Origin of the sequence: Mycobacterium sp. 852014-52450_SCH5900713 (genome assembly GCF_001667075.1) — a bacterium.
Classification (GTDB): domain Bacteria; phylum Actinomycetota; class Actinomycetes; order Mycobacteriales; family Mycobacteriaceae; genus Mycobacterium.
On sequence record NZ_LZIL01000061.1, the window covers coordinates 14673 to 33039 of the forward strand.

Consider the following 18367-nt stretch of genomic DNA (forward strand, 5'->3'; position numbering starts at 1 on the left):
GTCGCGCGGGCCGGATTCCGCGCGCGTTATGGGGGACCGAACAGCACGCCGTCGCTGATGAGGCGGTCGATCTCCTGCGGGCGCATACCGAGCAGCCTGCGGCAGACGTCGACGGTGTCCTGGCCGGGCAGCGGCGCGGGCCGCTGAGGCGCCCGCGGGATGTGCTGGAACGGCGCGGGGCCCGTCTCGGCCGGCAGCGGACGCTCGATGAGGGGGTGCAGCATCTCGGCATAGAGTTTCCGCTCGACCAGCTGGGGGTCTTCCAAGATGTCCGGCGGCCGGTTCATCGGCCCGGCGGCAACCCCGGAGGATTGCAGCAGCTGGGCGGCCCGGACCGGGGTGCGCATGCGGGTCCAGGCCGACACCAATTCGACCAACTCCTGCCGGTTCGCCAGCCGCGCCTCGCCGGTCGCGAAGCGCGGATCGTCGCCCCATTCCGGGTGATGGAAAACACCTGCGGCACAACGCCATTCGTCGTCGGATTCGATCGAGATGACGCACCACTCGTCGTCGCCCGCGCACGGATAGACCGCGTGCAGGCTGGTGGCCTCGGAGATTCTCGGCACGCCCGCGGCCAGGGCGGCCTGGGTGACGTACAAGGTGTCGAGTTGGTTGATGACGGCTTCGGCTTGCGAGATGTGCACGTGCGACCCGCCGCCCGTCCGGTGGCGGTGGATCAGCGCGGCCAGCGCCGCGATCGCGGTGATCCGCCCGACGACGTGGTCGGGAAAGACGGTCGTCGCGTCGTAAAAGGCATGCCGCCCAGCGTGATTCCGGTTCTCCGGTTCGTCGGCAGTCCACAACCGGGTGACACCGGTCGCGGCGCGGACCAGCGGCCCGTAGCCCATGCGGGTGCTCCACGGGCCTTGGTCGCCGTAGGCGCTACTCTCGGCGAGTACGATCCGCGGGTTGACGGCATGCAGATCGTGGTAGGAAAAGCCAAGCGCGGTAAGCGTTCCCGGCTTGAAGTTGGCGAAGACGGCGTCGGACTCGGCGACGAGCCGGGTGAAGATCTGCTTGCCCGCGGGGCTGCGCAGATCCAGGCCCATCGCCAGGTTGTTGCGATGCGTCCAGGCGAACGACTCGCTCATGGCCTCACCGACGCGGGCCTGCCGCAACCCGTCCGGGTATTCGGCGCTTTCGATTTTGATGACCTCGGCGCCGAGGTCGCCGAAGAGCCGGCTCAGCTCGCCGCCGGCGACGATGATGCCCAGATCCAGGATGCGAAGGCCCGCAAACGGATAGTCGCCGACGCGGCCGGAGGGCGATTGCACGACCGCCGGGTTCCCCCGCCAGCCCGGTCCGTCCTGCCCGGCGGCCGGGGCCGGGCTTCGGAAACCCGCGTGCCGCCCATCGACGACGAAATAGCCGGTCGGCACGCTCGTCCGCACCCCCGGGACGAGCTCGGCGTCGGTGATCGCGCCCACCGACTGAAAATGCTCGGAATTCATCGCCCACGACGGCGTCAGCACGGCGGCGATCGGCACACCGTGAGCCTGCCCCGCGGCCACCAGATCCTTCATGGACTGTCCGGCGAACAACGCCTGGACCAACTCGCTGATCTGCGGCCACGCGGCGAAGCGTGCGGCGATCACGTCGTATTTCGGGTCCTGGAAATCGTCCGGCTCGCCCAGCCAGCGCCGCAGGCCCCGCCATTGGCGCGGCGCCATCACGCACAGCCGGACGTAACCGTCTTTGCAGGGGTAGATCGGGTACGCGTCCTGGTTCTTCGGGCGCCCCCGCCACTGCCCGGTGCGGCGGATGCCGGCGGCGGCCTGTCCATGAGCACCGAATGCCGGGTCGAGCGACATGACCACGGCGTCGAAGCGCGAGAAGTCAATGTATTCGCCTGTGCCTGAACGCAATCGGTTGTAATACGCCACAAGGGTTGCCCACGCCGCCTGGGCCGCGGCGGTGGCCGACGCGATACCGTCCGGGGGCAACACGGGGGTGCCGGTGGTGGGGCCTGAGCGTGACAGAGAGCCGCACATCGCGTACAACACCGGATCGGTGGCCCGCCACAGCGACCGCGGCCCCGTCGCGCCGAAGTCGGTGATCGAGAGCACCACCAGATGCGGGTGCTGGGCGGCCAGTTCCTCCACCGAGGTGCCGAAGGTGGGCGCCTCCCCATAGAAGCCGTCGTCGACGACGATGTCGGCCTCGGCGGCCAGGTCGAGGAACACGCCGCAGTCGTCCTCGTCGAAAGGGTCCAGTACGACGCTGCGCTTGTTCACGTTGTGCACGGCAAACGGGATGCTCGCACCGGCCAGCGTCGGCCGCGCATCGCGTGCCGGGCTTCCGGTAGGGGGTTCGACCTTGAGCACGTCGGCGCCCAAGTCGGCTAACAGGCGCGTCACCGCGTCGCCGTTGCCGCTCGACAAGTCGAGGACGCGCACGGCGTCGAGCAACCCGTCGGACATCAGCACACCGTACCCGCCGGTGTGGACGGTCGCCTCACCAGCCAAAAAGCCAACCAGGCAAGCTGATTGGGTGGGCGAACTCTCGGTCGGCTATCGTCACAGGCCGATCGGCGAGGCCACGGGCGAAACGATCCGACGGAGGCATCTGATATATGAGCGCGCACTTGACCTACATCGAGGCGGTGGTGGTCGGCGCGTTCCAGGGCGTCACCGAGCTGTTCCCGGTTTCCAGCCTCGGGCATGCGGTGTTGGTGCCCGCGGTGGTCGGCGGCCGGTGGGCCGAGGACCTGAGCGTCTCGGCCCCCGAATCGCCCTACCTGGCGTTCATCGTCGGCCTGCATGTGGCCACCGCCGCCGCGTTGCTGGTGTTCTTCTGGCGGGACTGGCTGCGCATCGTGGCCGGATTTGTGTCGTCCTTGCGGCATCGCCGGATCAACACCCCCGATGAGCGGCTCGCCTGGCTCATCGTGGGGGCCACCATTCCGGTCGGGCTGGCGGGGCTGGTCCTGGAAAAGACGTTCCGCACCACACTCGGCAAGCCCATCCCGGCGGCGATTTTCCTGCTGCTCAACGGCATCGCGCTTTACGCGGGCGAAGTGCTTCGCCGGCGCGTCGCGCCCGCGCCCGACCACGAGCAGCCGGTCGGCGAACAACCTGCCCATACCGGCGAGGCCGTCGACAACCGCCTGGCTCAACTGCCCCTGCGCCGCGGCATCCTGATCGGCGCCGCACAGATCCTGGCGCTGCTCCCCGGCATCAGCCGTTCGGGCATCACCATGGTGGCGGGCCTGTGGCGCGGCTTGTCCCACGAGGATGCCGCCCGGTTCTCCTTCTTGTTGGCGACGCCGATCATCCTGGCCGCCGGCGTGTACAAGATCCCGGAGTTGTTCGGACCCCAAGCGACCGGAATAGGCGGCCAGGTACTGGCCGGGAGCATCGCCTCCTTCGTATGCGCCTACCTCGCCGTGCGGTTTCTGACGCAGTACTTCCAAACCCGCACCCTCACACCGTTTGCCATCTACTGCGCCCTGGCCGGCGGCGCCAGCCTGGTGTGGCTCGCCATCCGCTGAGGCGATGAACGACTACTGGCCCTAGGCTGCCCGTAGCCTGGCCGGAGGCACGAAGTAACCGACGAGTCGAGGCAACGCACATGAGCCGCTCCCCATCTGAAGGCCTCGGACCGCGCCAGGAGTCGGTGTGGGACTATCCGCGCCCACCCCGCGTCGAGCCGTTCACCGGTCGCATCACCGTCGAGTTGGGCGGAGTAGTCATCGCATCAACCCGTCGCGCCTGGCGGGTGCTGGAGACCAGTTCCGCCGACCTATTACCTCCCACGCGACGCGTTTGCCGACGGGGCCCTGCGGAAGACGTCCGGCGGCTCTTGGTGTGAATGGAAAGGCCGGGCAACCTATTACGACCTGATCGGCGGCGGGGTCGTCGCCCGGAAATCCGCTTGGAGCTATCTGAGTCCGACGCCCGGATTCGAAGCCATCGCCGGGGCGGTCGCGGTGATGGCCGCCAACGTCGACCGTTGCACGGTCAACGGAGAGGTGGTCGTGCCCCAACCCGGCGGCTTCTACGGTGGCTGGATCACCAGCTGGGTGACCGGCCCGTTCAAAGGCGTTCCCGGCTCGACGGGTTGGTGATGGCGCCGCTACACCGGTTCTATCCGGTAACGAACCAAGCGCCGCGTGTCATTGCCGAAAACCGCTGGGCGGCAAGCCCCGTCGGGCCGCCACCCGCCACGCTCGTAGAATCGTCGAGCCTTGGTGTTGCCCTCCAGGGCCCACAGCACGGCGCCGTCCACACCGACACGCCGCAGCCGCTCACGGGCGGCCGTCATGAGCGAGCTCCCCACCCCAGCACCCAGATAGGCCGGGTCGACATACAGCGCCATCAGCTCACCGAAGTTCGGTAGGTCGCTTTCGCGGCACAGGCCCGTGGTGGCGAAGCCGCGGATCGCCGACCCCTCGACCGCGACCAAGGTGGACGGCATCCGCAATCCCACGCGGCCGAAGGTGTAGCGGTCGGCCAACGCCTCCGGGGTGAGACTGTCCAGGTAGTCCTGAGCGATGAGCCCCAGGTAGGCCGACCGCCAAGAGCGCACATGCAAACAGGCCACTTCGTAGGCGTCCGCCGGGACCGCCGCCCGCACCTGGGTCATCGTTGCAGTATTCGACGATCTGGGGTCAGATTGCCTAGTTGACACCCGTCAAGACTTCCGGAGGGTACGAAAATGGCAGACACGGCGTCCGTTGGGCTGAAGGTCCGCGGCAAGGTAATCGTGATCACCGGTGGCGCCCGGGGCATCGGGTTGGCCACCGCGACCGCGTTCCACAATCTGGGCGCCAAAGTGGCCATCGGTGACATCGACGAAGTGCGGGTGAAGGAATCCGGCGCCGCGCTGGGCCTGGACGTGTACGGCAAGCTCGACGTCACCGACCCGCACTCGTTCGCGGACTTCCTGGACGAGGTCGAGCGCCAACTCGGCCCGATCGACGTGCTGGTCAACAACGCCGGCATCATGCCGCTCGGCCGGATGGTCGACGAGCCGGACGCCGTCACCCGGCGCGTCCTCGACATCAATGTCTACGGCGTCATCCTGGGCAGCAAGCTGGCCGCCCAGCGCATGATCCCCCGCCGGTCCGGACACGTCATCAACGTCGCGTCGCTCGCCGGGGAAACCTACATCGCCGGGGCGGCCACCTACTGCGCCAGCAAGCACGCGGTGATCGGCTTCACCGATACCGCCCGGCTCGAATGCCGAACGGCGGGGGTGAAGTTCTCGGTCGTCATGCCGACGTTCGTGAACACCGAGTTGATCGCCGGCACCTCGGGGGCCAAGGGGATCAAGAACGCCGAACCGGCCGACATCGCGGAGGCGATCGTCAAATTGGTGGCGCATCCCCGCCCGCGGGTGCGGGTCACGAAGGCGGCCGGCGCCATCATCGCGTCGCAGAAGTTCATGCCGCGCGCGCTGTCGGAGGGGCTGAACCGCGCGCTCGGCGGCGAGCACGTCTTCACCGACCACGTCGACGCGGAGAAGCGCAAGGCCTACGAGTCGCGCGCTCGCGGCGAAGAGTAGTCGGCGATCGCGAGCGCGGCGGAGCCGGGCGAAGCGGGTCGCCGCCATCAGGAGTAGTCGGCGATCGCGAGCGCGGCGGAGCCGGGCGAAGCGGGTCGCCGCCATCAGGACGGAGTACCGCGTCGGGCGCCGTTGACCGCGGGCGCGGACAATCGGCGGGGTGAGCCTAGAAACCCAGACAACCGCTCCCCTTGCCGACGACGAACTCGACCTGATCAACGCATACTGGCGCGCCGCCAACTATCTGTCGGTCGGACAGATCTATCTGCTGGACAACCCGCTGCTGAGCGAACCGCTGTCGCCCGAGCACGTCAAACCGCGGCTGCTGGGCCACTGGGGCACCACCCCGGCGCTGAACCTGATCTATGCGCACCTGAACCGAATCATCCGCGACCGCGACTCCAGCGTCATCTACGTCACCGGGCCCGGGCACGGCGGACCCGCGCTGGTCGCCAACGCGTATCTCGAAGGCACCTACAGCGAGGTGTACACCGCCATCGAGGAGGACGCCGAAGGACTGCGAAAGCTGTTCCGGCAGTTCTCTTTTCCCGGCGGCATCCCCAGCCACGTCGCCGCCCAGACGCCCGGCTCCATCCACGAGGGCGGTGAACTCGGCTATGCGCTGGTGCACGCCTACGGCGCGGCCTTCGACAACCCCGATCTGGTGGTGGCCTGTGTGATCGGCGACGGCGAGGCCGAGACCGGGCCGCTGGCCGCCAGCTGGCACTCCAACAAATTCCTCAACCCGGTCACCGACGGCGCGGTCCTGCCCATCCTGCAGCTCAACGGCTACAAGATCGCCAACCCGACCGTGCTCGCGCGCATCCCCCACGCCGAACTCGAGGCACTGCTGCGCGGCTACGGTTACCGGCCCATCACGGTCGCCGGTGACGACCCGGCCAACGTGCACCAGCAGCTGGCGGCCGCGTTCGACGACGCCTTCGACGACATCGCGGCCATCCAAAGCGCCGCCCGCAACGGCAACGCGATGCCGCGGCCCGTCTGGCCGATGATCGTGCTGCGCACGCCCAAGGGCTGGACCGGTCCGAAGATAGTGGACGGCAAGAAGGTCGAGGGCACCTGGCGAGCCCATCAGGTTCCGCTGGCCGAGACGCACGACAATCCCCAGCACCGCGCGGAGCTCGAGGAGTGGCTGCGCAGCTACCGGCCTGAGGAGCTTTTCGACGCCGACGGCAAGCTGCGCGCCGAGCTGCGAGCGCTGGCGCCTCTCGGCGACCGCCGGATGAGCGCCAACCCACACGCCAACGGCGGCCTGCTGCTGCACGACCTGGACCTGCCGGACTTCCGCGACTACGCGGTCACGGTGTCGCGGCCGGCGGTGGTGACGCACGAGGCGACCCGGGTGCTGGGCACGTTCCTGCGGGACGTGATCGCCCGCAACTCCGACCGGTTCCGCCTGATGGGCCCGGACGAAACGGCCTCCAACCGGCTGGACGCCGTCTACGGGGCGACGGCCAAGGTCTGGCTCTCCGAGCTCGGGCCCGACGACGAGAACCTCGCCGCCGACGGGCGGGTGATGGAGGTGCTCTCCGAGCACCTGTGCCAGGGCTGGCTGGAGGGCTACCTGCTGACCGGTCGGCACGGCCTGTTCAACTGCTACGAGGCGTTCGTCCACATCGTCGACTCGATGCTCAACCAGCACGCCAAGTGGCTCGCCACCAGCCTCGAGCTGCCGTGGCGGCGGCCGATCGCGTCGCTGAACTACCTGCTGTCCTCGCACGTGTGGCGCCAGGACCACAACGGCGCGTCACACCAAGACCCCGGCTTCATCGACCTGGTGGCCAACAAGCGGGCCGAACTGACCCGGGTGTACCTGCCACCGGACGGCAACACGCTGCTGTCGGTGGCGGACCACTGCCTGCGCAGCCGCGACTACATCAACGTCATCGTCGCCGGCAAGCAGCCGGCGCTGGCCTACCTGGACATGGATCAGGCCATCGCGCACTGCGCGCGCGGCGTGGGCATCTGGCCGTGGGCGAGCACCGCCAGCGGCGAACCCGACGTGGTGCTGGCCTGCGCCGGGGACATCCCGACGCTGGAGACGCTGGCCGCCGCCGACATCCTGCGCCGCGAACTGCCGGAGTTGGCGGTCCGGGTGGTCAACGTGGTCGACCTGATGCGGCTGCAGCCGGATTCCGAGCACCCGCACGGCCTGCCGGACAAGGAGTTCGACGCGCTGTTCACCCGCGACAAGCCGGTCATCTTCGCCTACCACGGCTACCCCTGGCTGATTCACCGGCTCACCTACCGCCGCACCAACCACCCGCACATCCACGTGCGCGGGTTCAAGGAGCGGGGCACCACCACGACGCCGTTCGACATGGTGATGTTGAACGATCTGGACCGCTTCCATTTGGTGATGGACGTCATCGACCGGGTCGACGGGCTGGCCAGCCGGGCGGCCGAGCTGCGCCAGCGGATGGTCGACGCCCGGCTCGCCGCGCGCATCTACACCCGTGAGCACGGCGAGGATGACCCGCGGATCGCCGGCTGGACCTGGGAGCGAGACGACCGATCAGGCGGGCAGTCCTGACGCCGAGATTACCGCCGCGGCTGCGCTTGGGGCGCCACCGCGACCGTGACGGCAATCTCGTTGGGCCGTCGCGGCGGGGGCCATCGGTAAGCTGGATGAATGCTTGACGCCGCCGAGACGCCCGACATTCACCATCCGGTGATCTCGCAGCTCTCGGCGCTGCACCGGGTTCGCATCCACCTCGACATCGTCGTCGTCATCGCCGTCTTGGTGCTGACCAACCTGGTCGCGCACTTCACCACCCCGTGGGCCGGCATCGCCGTCGTCCCCGCCGCCGCCGTCGGCCTGGTGTTCCTGATGCGCGCCAACGGTCTGGACTGGTCCGATCTGGGCTTGGGACGCGAACACTGGAAGTCGGGGCTGGGCTATGCGGTGGCCGCGGTGCTGGTTGTGGCCGCGGTGATCGCCGTGGGGGTGCTGCTCCCCATGACCCGGCCGATGTTCCTGAACCACCGCTACGCGACGGTCTCCGGCGCCCTGATCGCATCGATGGTCATCATCCCGCTGCAGACCGTGATCCCGGAGGAGCTGGCGTTCCGCGGCGTGCTGCACGGCGCGCTGCATCGGGCGTGGGGGTTCCGCGGCGTCGCGCTGGCGGGATCGTTGCTTTTCGGGCTGTGGCACGTCGCGACGTCGCTCGGGCTTACCAGCAGCAACGTCGGCTTCACCCGTATTCTCGGCGGCGGCGTCGTCGGGATGATGGCCGGGGTGACCGGCGCCGTGCTGGCCACGGGAGCGGCGGGATTCATCTTCAGCTGGCTACGTCGTCGCAGCGGCAGCCTGATCGCGCCGATCGCGCTGCACTGGTCGCTGAACGGACTCGGGGCACTGGCCGCCGCCCTGGTCTGGCACCTGACTGCCTGAGGCCGGTCACACCAGCAGCACCGCCGCGCCCGCGATCCTGCCCGCGCTGAGATCGCCCAGCGCGCGATCCGCCTGGCTCAGCGGGTACTCCGGCGTGGTCACCTCGATATGGTGTTCGCCCGCGAAGTCGAGGAACGCCCGCGCGTCGGCCCGCGTGTTGGACGTGACCGAGCGAACCTGGCGTTCCTGGAACAGATGACGCTGGTAGTTGAGCGGCGGGATATCGGACAGGTGGATGCCGGCGATCGCCAACGTGCCGCCGCGGTCCAACGCTTCCAGCGCGGGCAGCACCAGGTCACCGACCGGTGCGAACAGGATGGCCGCATCCAGCGGCATCGGTGGCGGGTCGGCCGCGCCCTGCGCCGACGCCGCGCCGAGCTGGATCGCCAGTTCGCGCGCCTCGGCTCCCCGCGTCATCACGTGCACCTCGGCGCCCTGCGCCAACGCGACCTGCGCGGTGATGTGGGCGCTGCCGCCGAACCCATACAGACCCAGCCGTCCGCCCGGTGGCAGATCGGCGCGCAGCAGGGAGCGATAGCCGATGATGCCGGCGCACAGCAACGGCGCCAACTCGCTGTCGCTGTAACCGCCCGGCAGTCGGTGCGCGAAAGCGGCTGGAACAGTGGCGAATTCGGCGTAGCCGCCGTCGGCGTCCCAGCCGGTGTAGCGAGATTGAGGGCAGAGGTTCTCGTCGCCGCGGCGGCAGTACTTGCACACGCCGCAGGTGTGGCGCAGCCAGGCGATCCCCACCCGGTCTCCCACCCGGAATTCGTCGCCCGCCTCCGGGCCAACCTCGACGACTTCGCCCACCACCTCGTGGCCGGGCGTGACGTGGTCGCGGTGTACGGGCAGGTCGCCCTCGGTGACGTGCAGGTCGGTGCGGCAAACCCCGCAGGCCCGCACGGCGACCAGCAACTCCGCCGGCCCGGGGCGCGGCACGTCGGCGGTGATTTGCTCCAGCGGGCCGGTATCGATCGGACCGGGCCGGCGCACCCGCCACGCGCGCATGGTCGTGGAGGTTAGCGGTGGAACCATTCGTCCATCATGCCGCTAACCACCACGGCCGCAACGTGCTAACTGATCAGGTCCGCCGCACCATGCCGACGATCCAGAGCAGGATCAGCGACCCGAGCAACGCGGTGAGGAAGGTGAAGATCAGGCCACCACCCGCGGTGTTGACGAAGAAGCTCAGGATGAAGCCGCCGATCAAGGCGCCGATGATGCCGATCACGATGTCCATCAGGATGCCGGCGCCGCTGCCCCTGATGATCCTGCTGGCGAGCGCACCCGCCAGACCACCGATGATGATGTATCCAATGATGCCGACGCTGGTGAACGTTGTTGAGCGGGCCAGATATTCGGTAGCTGCCATGACGTCCATGCGGGTCTCCTTGCAATCGCTGGCAAAGCCCAGCGAGTTGCTGGGCCATCATCTCGGTATACCCGCTTTGCGTAACGGAATAGGTTCCGTTTCGGAGACGGTTGGCGCATCATCCTGACGCGCCGATCGCACGTCAGGTCGATTGCGTCCGCTGTGGCGCCGGCGCTGGAGCGGGGCTGACCTCTCCCGCCGCCGCGGGCGCCGGAGCCGGTGAGGGCGCCGGGGCTCCTGGAGCCGGAGCGGGTGCCGGGGCTGCCGGCGCCGCGGGCGCGGGTTGGGCGCCCGGGGCCGGCTGGGCACCAGCGGCCGGCGCGGGCGGGCCCGCCCAGGGCTGGATGGACTCGGCCAGCGCCTTGGCCGCGCCCTTGTCGACCGGGTCGTTTGCCGTGCCGAGCCACACCACGAACCAGCGTTGCGGCGGTCCGCCGTTCGGCGTGTTCGCTGCGGGCAGCCCGACGACGCCGGTCCAAATCTGGCCATTGGGCTTGGAGGCGTCGCTGAACTTGACCTCGTAGTACGACGCGCTGCCGGTGACGCCGTTGGCCCCGGTGAGCGAGGTGCTTTCCTGGTTGATTCGGGTGCCCGGATACGGCAGGAAGAACTCACCCATGTCCGAGCCGAGCCGCACCGCGGCCTTGGAGTTGTTGGCTTCGGCACTGGCGTAAAGCTTTTGGTCCAGGCGGCCCATCACGATGCGGGTGTCGTTGGCCACCGGCGGCGGCTGGTCGGGCAGCGGCGGCTGCCCCGTCGTCTTGCTCAGCAGCGCCGAGCCGTAGTCGAGGTGCGACGCGTCCGACTCCACCCAGCCGGGGGGAAGGACGTAGCTGAAGCCACCCACGGCGTTGGCGATCCGCCCGGCGTTGGGGTCAGCCGGCGGAGGTGGCGGCGCGTTCGGATCGACGGGCGGCGGTGGCGGCGGCACGGGCGCGTTGGGATCGACCGGCGCCGGAGGAGCGCCGGGCGCCGCAGCGGCCGGCGGCGGAGTGGTTGCGGGAGCGGCCGGGGCGGCCGCGGGAGGTGGGGCGGTCGTCGTCGCCGGCGGGACCGGAGTCGGGACTTCCGGGTCGGCGTACGAGGTCGCCGGCAAAGCGAGCGTGACGGCGCTGGCACTGGTCACCGTGGCTATCGCCAGCGTCGCCCACAGACCTTTGCGACGCGTCGAGTTGGGTTCCACCTGGTCCATGGCGACGAACCTACCGTGTTACCGCTGTGACGCAAGGAGCCTTGCGGACAATTGCGATGCCGTTTTGCCGATGTTGCCGATGTGCAACCCGCAGCGCGGCCAGGCGCTCAATTGCCCCTTTCGCTGCGCGCCGGATACAACGCCACCTCATGGGCTTTGACGGAGAACCACACCTGCTCCCCGGGTGCCAGCCGCAGCTCGGAGGCGGCGTCGACGGTGATTTCCGCGGCCAGCCCGGGGGCACCATCGGGTTGCTGCCCGCCGCGCACCAGCACCGCCGACCCGCGAATGTCCATCTCGGCCACCGTCACCTCGACCGTGTTGCGCGGGCTACCGTGTGGCCGCTCCCGATAAACCGCCACCGCCGTGGGCGGGAAGACCGCGATCGCGGTCCGTCCCTCAGCAAGCTGGTCGCCGCCCTCGAGGCTGGGGACCGCGTGCCAGCGGGTGCCCGAGCGCGCGTGCAGCGAGCCGTCCGGGCCGACCGTCCCGTTGACCAGGTTGATGCCGGCGATGCGCGCCCCGAAGTGGCTGCGCGGCGCCGTCAGCACGTCGGAGACCGGGCCGATCTCGGAGATTTTGCCGGCTTCCAGCACCAGCACCCGGTCGGCCAGGGTGAACACGTCGAGCAGGTCGTGCGTGATCAGCACGACCGCGCAGCCGGTGCGGCCGACCGCGCCGCGCAACGCCGCGCGGATCCCCGCGGCCGCGGCGACGTCGAGACCCGTCAGCGGCTCGTCGAGCAGCAACACGTCGGGCTCGGCGGCCAGCGCGCGCGCGATCGCCACCCGCTGGGCCTGACCGCCGGACAGCTGGCGCGCCTTCCGGTCGGCCAGCGGCTCGGCGTCCACCTCGCGCAGCCAGCGCAGCGCCGTCGCCTTCTCCGCTGCCCGGGCGGGGCGCAGCCGGCCACGCCGGCGGCGCGGCCCGAACGCCACGTTGGCGGCGACGCTCATGTGCGGGAACAACAGCGGGTCCTGCAACAGCAGGCCGACGCGGCGGTCGTGGGTTGTCACGTCCACCCCGGCCTCGGTGTCGGTCAGCACCCGGTCCCCCAACCGGACCCACCCGCGATCCGGGCGAATCAGCCCCGCGATGACGTGCAGCGCGGTCGACTTGCCCGCGCCGTTCGGTCCGAGGACCGCCAGCACTTCGCCCGCCGAGACGGAGAACTCGACGTCCAGCGGGCGATCCGCCACGACGGCGCGCAGCTGCAGGTCACTCACGGTTGCCTCGCTTCGGCGCCGGTCAGACGGCGCGCGCCCAACCCCAGCACCACTACCGCCGCCACGGCGACCAACAGGATCGACAACGCCACCGCCGCGTCGGCGTCGGTCACCCGCTGCAGGTAGATCTCCAGCGGCAGCGTGCGGGTGACTCCTTGGCGCGACCCGGCGAACGTCAGAGTCGCGCCGAACTCCCCCAGCGAGCGGGCGAACGCCAGCACCGTCCCCGACATCAGGCCCGGCAGCAGCAGCGGGAGGGTGACTCGCCACCAGACGGTGCTGGGACGCGCCCCAAGGGTCGCCGCCACGACCTCGAAGTCGGCGCCGGCGGTGCGCGCCGCGCCCTCCAGGGAAATCACCAGGAACGGCAGCGAGACGAACGTCTGCGCCAACACCACCGCGGTGGTGCTGAACGCGATGCTGATGCCGGCGGCTTCGAGGTACCGGCCGAGCAATCCGAGCCGCCCGAACGCGTAGAGCAGCGCGATCCCACCCACCACCGGCGGCAGCACCAACGGCAGCAGGATCAACGGCCGCATCAGCCGGACCGGCCGCGCCGTGCTGCGGGCCAGCACCAACGCCATCGGCACGCCGACCAGCACGCACAGCAGGGTGCTGGCCGCGGCGGTCTTGAGGCTGAGCAGCAGGGCCGTCCGTGACGACGGGCTCGTGATCAACGACCAGAAGTTCGGCCAGTCGACTTTGATCGCGATGGCCAGCAACGGCAGCACCACGAACGCGGTCCCCACCGCGGCGGGGAGGTACACCCACCGAGGCAGGTGCGTGCGAGGCTCTCTAATACGTGCCTCCTTAAACCTGGCCGGAGATCTACCCCGGCTCAACCTAGCGCTGGGCGTGTTGGGAAACGGCCAGCGTGCGGCAGTTCCGCCGGGTGCACGCGTCAGGGCTTGACGAAGCCGTACTGGGCCAGGATGTTCTGACCGGTGCCGCCGGTCACCATGGCCAGGAACCGTTGCGCCAGCGCCGGTTGCGGGGCGTTCTTCAGCACGGCGATCGGATAGACGTTCACGGCGCCGGCGGCCTCCGGAAAGCTGACGGGGGTCACCTTGTCCCCGGCGCTGTGCGCATCGGTCACGTAAACCAGCCCGGCATCCGCCTGGCCGGTGGTGACCTTGTTGAGGACGTCCGTCACGCTCGGTTCCTCGCTCACCGGGTTGAGGTGGACGCCGGTGCGGTCTTCGACCCGCTGGGTCGCCGATCCGCACGGGACCGGCTTCTGGCAGATCACCACGCCCAGCCCCGGCCGCGCGAGGTCGGCGAATGAGCCGACCTGCTTGGGGTTGCCCGGCGCGGTGACGATCACCAGCGTGTTCGAGGCGAAGTTCGTCGGGTTACCCGACACCAGTCCGGCCTTGGCGACGGTGTCCATCTGTGCGGTGTCCGCCGACGCGAAGACGTCGGCGGTCGCGCCCTGCGTCAACTGGGTGGCCAGTTCGGAGGATCCCGCGAAGTCGAATTCGACGTTGCTGCCCGCGTTTTGGGTCTTGAACTGCGCGCTGATCTGAGTGAACGCGGGCTTGAGCGAGGCGGCGGCGAACACCACCAGCCTTCCCGACCCCTGCGGGGACGGTTTCGAACCGCACCCGGCCAGGCCCGTCGCCAGGACCAACGACACCACGCCGGCCACGATCCCGATCCGCCGCATGCGTGCACCCTAACCCGCCGAGGATGCGGCCCGCTTGCGGGGCTAACGTCGCAAAAAAGTGTCCGCCGAGTAGTTATGCAAATGATCCGCGCGTCGCAGCGTCAACAATTTCGCCGACTAGCTACTGTCCAGTAACATCTAGGCAGATCGATGCCATAACGCGCTGAGATCCCAGGCAAATCCCCCGGCGTCCTGTGGATGGCCACACGGAACTGCCCGGGTCTGGGTTCAACGTTGAACACGAGGAGGTCATGGCAGTGGAGGTGCTGGTCACCGGTGGAGACACCGAACTGGGGCGCACAGTGGCCGAAGGCTTCCGCGATGCCGGTCACAAGGTGACCCTCGTGGGTGCGCGGCGCAGCGACCTGGAGGTCGCCGCCAAGGAATTGGACGTGGACGCGATCGTCTGCGACACCACCGACCCGGCAAGCCTGACCGAGGCCCGCGCCTCGTTCCCCCATCATCTGGACACCATCGTCAACGTACCGGCGCCCTCCTGGGAAGCCGGCGACCCGCGCACCTACTCGATCGCCGACACGGCCACTGCATGGCGGAATGCGTTGGACGCAACTGTGCTCTCGGCGGTATTGACGGTGCAGACCGTCGGTGATCATCTGCGCTCGGGTGGCTCCATCATCAGCGTGGTGCCCGAGAACCCGCCGGCCGGAAGCGTTGACGCCGCCATCAAAGCGACCCTGTCGAATTGGGTCGCGGGCCAGGCGGGCATCTTCGGCACCCGAGGGATCACGGTCAACGCCGTGGCCAGCGGGCGCAGCGCCCAGCCCGGCTACGACGGTCTCTCCCGCACGCCGCCGTCGGTCGCCGGCGAGGTGGCCCGATTGGCGCTGTTCCTGACCACCCCGGCGGCCCGCCACATCACCGGCCAGACGCTGCACGTCAGCCACGGCGCGCTCACCCAATTCGGCTGAGGGCGTAATCCCCCGCCGAGCGGTATCGTCGCGCCCGGCGCCGCACTACGGTAGATCGCGTGGCTATTCGACTCGGTCTGCAGATACCCAACTTCTCCTACGGCACCGGGGTGGAGCAACTCTTCCCCACTGTTCTGGCTCAGGCCCGCGAGGCCGAATCGGCTGGTTTCGACTCGGTTTTCGTAATGGACCACTTCTACCAACTCCCCATGCTGGGCGATCCCGACCAGCCGATGCTGGAGGCCTACACCGCCCTGGGGGCGCTGGCCACCGCCACCGAACGAGTTCAGTTGGGCACCTTGGTAACCGGCAACACCTACCGCAGCCCCTCGCTACTGGCGAAGATCATCACCACCCTCGACGTGGTGAGCCAGGGCCGCGCGATCCTGGGCATCGGTACCGGGTGGTTCGAACTCGAACACGACCAGCTGGGCTTCGAATTCGGCACCTTCACCGACAGGTTCAACCGGCTCGAGGAAGCGCTGCAGATCATCCTGCCGATGATCAAGGGCGAGCGGCCAACCTTCTCGGGCAACTGGTACCAGGTCCGCGAGGCCATGGCGAATCCGCGCTTCCGCGAACACATTCCGCTGATGATCGGCGGTAGCGGCGAGAAGAAGACGATCCCGCTGGCCGCGCGCCACTTCGATCACCTCAACGTGATCGCCGGATTCGACGAGCTGCCAGGCAAATTGGAGGTTGTGCGGCGGCGGTGCGAGGAGATCGGCCGGGACCCGGCGACGCTGGAAACCAGCACCCTGACCACCGTGCTGATCGACGAGAACGCGAAGGCCGACCAGGTTCCCGCCGAGATGACGCAGCGCATGGTGGTCGGCGGCCCGGATTCGGTCGCCGACCAGATCAAGACCAAAGTGGTGGACGCCGGCATCGGCGGCGTGATCATCAACCTGCCCTTCTACACCCCCGGCGTGATCAGCGCGGTGGGAGAAGCGCTGCGCCCGGTCGTCGGCCTGTAGCCGCCGACGCCGCTCATGTGGGGTCGCGGATTGGTGCCGCCGCGGTAATACTCCATGTAGCAGCGTTTACCTGTGCCACAACGGCGCAGCGCAGAAGTAAGGGGCCGGGACGGCCATGAAGAAACGAGCCCTGGCGGCGGTCGCGGCCGGCGTAGCGTTCGCCGCGCCGCCGATCGCCCATGCGGACAACAACTGGATCGCCATGGCGATCTCGGACTCCACCGGCCACATCAACATCGCCGACGGAGCGGCCAGCCAGGGCGCGGCCGAGAAGGCGGTGATGGAGTCGTGCCGCAAGAGCATCAGCGACTGCCGGCTGCTGGCCAGCGGGCAGGGCGGGTGCGTGGCACTCGTCTTGAATGCGGCCAAATCCCGATACTTCGGCGGCTGGGGTCCGACCCGCGAAGAAGCCGAAGCCCAGGCGCTCGAGCGTGCCCCCGGCGGAACGATCCAGGCAGGCCACGACCACTGTGCGGGCGAGGGCTCCAGCCAGTGATGCCGGCTTCGTGCAATAGCTGATAACTGCGCCACAGTGCCCGATGCCCACCAGGCACTTCGGCCCGCACACCGTTAGTGTTGCAAACAACACATGGGTATCAACTAGGTTTCCGGGTATCCGCCTGACTAGCGTTGTGGCTAACTGCAGTCGCGTGTCCAAAAGCCCCCGTCAGGAGCAGCGGAAACATGATCCCCCCACCGGAAACCACAGCTGGAACCGAACGTCGCCACCAGGTCGTCATCATCGGTTCGGGATTCGGTGGGCTGAACGCGGCAAAGAAACTCAAGCACGCCGATGTCGACATCAAACTGATCGCGCGCACCACGCACCACCTGTTCCAGCCATTGCTGTACCAGGTGGCGACGGGCATCGTCTCCGAAGGCGACATCGCCCCGCCCACCCGCGTCGTCCTGCGCCGGCAGCGCAACGTTCAGGTGCTGCTCGGTGACGTCACGCATGTCGATCTTGCCGGCAAGTACGTCGTATCCGATTTGCTCGGCCACACCTACGAAACCCCTTACGACAGCCTGATTATCGCCGCGGGCGCCGGACAGTCGTACTTCGGCAACGACCACTTCGCCGAATTCGCGCCCGGCATGAAGTCGATCGACGACGCACTGGAGGTGCGCGGCCGGATCCTCAGCGCGTTCGAACAAGCCGAACGCTCGCGTGATCCGGAACGACGCGCCAAGCTGCTGACGTTCACCGTCATCGGCGCCGGACCCACCGGCGTCGAAATGGCCGGGCAGATAGCGGAATTGGCGGCCCACACGCTGAAGGGCTCGTTCCGCGGCATCGACTCCACCAAGGCGCGAGTAATCCTGCTCGACGCGGCCCCCGCCGTATTGCCGCCCTTCGGCGACAAACTGGGCGCGCGGGCGCGCGCCCGACTGGAGAAGATGGGTGTCGAGATCCAGTTGGGCGCGATGGTCACCGATGTCGACCGCAACGGCATCACGGTCAAAGACTCCGACGGCACCATCCGGCGCATCGAGTCCGCATGCAAGGTGTGGTCCGCGGGCGTGCAGGCCAGCGGGCTGGGCCGAGACCTTGCCGAGCAGTCGTCGGTGGAACTCGACCGCGCCGGGCGGGTCAAGGTGCTGCCCGACCTGTCGGTCCCGGGCCACCCGAACGTGTTCGTGATCGGTGACATGGCCGCCGTCGAAGGCGTTCCGGGCGTGGCTCAGGGCGCGATTCAGGGCGCCAAGTACGTCGCCGGCATGATCAAAGCCGAACTGGGCGGCGCCAATCCGGCAGAGCGCGAACCGTTCCAGTACTTCGACAAGGGCTCCATGGCCACCGTTTCGCGGTTTTCCGCGGTGGCCAAGGTCGGCCCGCTGGAGTTCAGCGGCTTCATCGCCTGGCTGATGTGGTTGGTGCTGCACCTGGTTTACCTGGTCGGGTTCAAGACCAAGGTCAGCACGCTGCTGTCGTGGACGGTGACGTTCCTGAGCACGCGGCGCGGCCAGCTGACCATCACCGAGCAACAGGCCTTCGCCCGCACCCGCATCGAACAGCTGGCGGTGCTCGCCGCGGAGGCGAAGCGCCCTGCGGCCGCCAGGCGGGCTAGCTAACCGGTCGGC

At 68.8% G+C, this 18367-nt stretch carries 16 protein-coding genes and 1 pseudogene; 9 read left to right on the forward strand and 8 right to left on the reverse strand.

Annotation, left to right across the window (positions count from 1 at the left end; genetic code table 11):
* Positions 1-26: 26 nt before the first annotated feature.
* A complete protein-coding gene (locus A5773_RS18480) occupies positions 27-2420 on the reverse strand; it encodes a CaiB/BaiF CoA transferase family protein (RefSeq protein WP_369817372.1) in 2394 nt (797 codons plus the stop codon).
* Positions 2421-2572: 152 nt separating this feature from the next.
* On the opposite strand from A5773_RS18480, the gene A5773_RS18485 reads away from it, so the two are divergent.
* Positions 2573-3490: an undecaprenyl-diphosphate phosphatase gene (locus tag A5773_RS18485; RefSeq protein WP_066954220.1), complete on the forward strand. Its 918-nt coding sequence runs from the start codon at positions 2573-2575 to the stop codon at positions 3488-3490.
* A gap of 80 nt (positions 3491-3570) precedes the next feature.
* Positions 3571-4066: pseudogene (locus tag A5773_RS18490) on the forward strand (DUF427 domain-containing protein).
* A gap of 8 nt (positions 4067-4074) precedes the next feature.
* Here the strand turns inward: A5773_RS18490 and A5773_RS18495 are convergent.
* Positions 4075-4584, reverse strand: a complete 510-nt coding sequence (locus tag A5773_RS18495; protein ID WP_067792024.1) for a GNAT family N-acetyltransferase — start codon at positions 4582-4584, stop codon at positions 4075-4077.
* Between the two features lie 72 nt (positions 4585-4656).
* Here A5773_RS18495 and A5773_RS18500 point away from each other — a divergent pair, with 72 nt between their 5' ends.
* The 3 genes from A5773_RS18500 (at position 4657) to A5773_RS18510 (ending at position 8923) form a co-directional block, all read left to right on the forward strand.
* A complete protein-coding gene (locus A5773_RS18500; protein ID WP_067792027.1) occupies positions 4657-5505 on the forward strand; it encodes an SDR family oxidoreductase in 849 nt (282 codons plus the stop codon).
* Between the two features lie 160 nt (positions 5506-5665).
* Positions 5666-8059 (forward strand): phosphoketolase, encoded by a 2394-nt coding sequence (locus A5773_RS18505; RefSeq protein WP_067792030.1) that lies wholly within the window; start codon positions 5666-5668, stop codon positions 8057-8059.
* Between the two features lie 99 nt (positions 8060-8158).
* Positions 8159-8923, forward strand: coding sequence for a CPBP family intramembrane glutamic endopeptidase (locus tag A5773_RS18510; protein ID WP_067792033.1), 765 nt, complete (start codon positions 8159-8161; stop codon positions 8921-8923).
* Positions 8924-8929: 6 nt separating this feature from the next.
* On the opposite strand, the gene A5773_RS18515 is transcribed toward A5773_RS18510, so the two are convergent.
* From A5773_RS18515 to modA, 6 genes are all read right to left on the reverse strand, one after another.
* Positions 8930-9958, reverse strand: coding sequence for a zinc-binding alcohol dehydrogenase family protein (locus A5773_RS18515; RefSeq protein WP_067792036.1), 1029 nt, complete (start codon positions 9956-9958; stop codon positions 8930-8932).
* 46 nt (positions 9959-10004) lie between these two features.
* A complete protein-coding gene (locus A5773_RS18520) occupies positions 10005-10304 on the reverse strand; it encodes a GlsB/YeaQ/YmgE family stress response membrane protein (protein ID WP_066954198.1) in 300 nt (99 codons plus the stop codon).
* Positions 10305-10437: 133 nt separating this feature from the next.
* Positions 10438-11487 carry an alanine and proline-rich secreted protein Apa gene (locus A5773_RS18525; RefSeq protein ID WP_067792038.1) on the reverse strand — a complete coding sequence of 350 codons (1050 nt, stop codon included), beginning with the start codon at positions 11485-11487 and terminating at the stop codon, positions 10438-10440.
* A 107-nt stretch (positions 11488-11594) separates the two neighbouring features.
* Entirely contained in the window at positions 11595-12713 is a 1119-nt protein-coding gene (locus A5773_RS18530; protein WP_067792041.1) for a sulfate/molybdate ABC transporter ATP-binding protein, read from the reverse strand.
* Entirely contained in the window at positions 12710-13513 is an 804-nt protein-coding gene (locus A5773_RS18535) for an ABC transporter permease (protein ID WP_197507895.1), read from the reverse strand. Before A5773_RS18535 ends, A5773_RS18530 begins: the two co-directional genes overlap by 4 nt.
* Before the next feature lie 101 nt (positions 13514-13614).
* Positions 13615-14379, reverse strand: coding sequence for a molybdate ABC transporter substrate-binding protein (modA, locus tag A5773_RS18540; RefSeq protein WP_067792047.1), 765 nt, complete (start codon positions 14377-14379; stop codon positions 13615-13617).
* Positions 14380-14630: 251 nt separating this feature from the next.
* Between modA and A5773_RS18545 the strand changes: the two genes are divergently transcribed.
* The 4 genes from A5773_RS18545 (at position 14631) to A5773_RS18560 (ending at position 18358) form a co-directional block, all read left to right on the forward strand.
* Positions 14631-15308 (forward strand): SDR family oxidoreductase, encoded by a 678-nt coding sequence (locus A5773_RS18545; protein ID WP_066954185.1) that lies wholly within the window; start codon positions 14631-14633, stop codon positions 15306-15308.
* Between the two features lie 59 nt (positions 15309-15367).
* Complete coding sequence (locus A5773_RS18550) at positions 15368-16285, forward strand: LLM class F420-dependent oxidoreductase (RefSeq protein WP_067792050.1); 918 nt, start codon at positions 15368-15370, stop codon at positions 16283-16285.
* A gap of 115 nt (positions 16286-16400) precedes the next feature.
* Positions 16401-16781: a DUF4189 domain-containing protein gene (locus tag A5773_RS18555; protein ID WP_066954179.1), complete on the forward strand. Its 381-nt coding sequence runs from the start codon at positions 16401-16403 to the stop codon at positions 16779-16781.
* Between the two features lie 188 nt (positions 16782-16969).
* Positions 16970-18358, forward strand: coding sequence for an NAD(P)/FAD-dependent oxidoreductase (locus A5773_RS18560; RefSeq protein WP_066954176.1), 1389 nt, complete (start codon positions 16970-16972; stop codon positions 18356-18358).
* Positions 18359-18367: the final 9 nt, after the last annotated feature.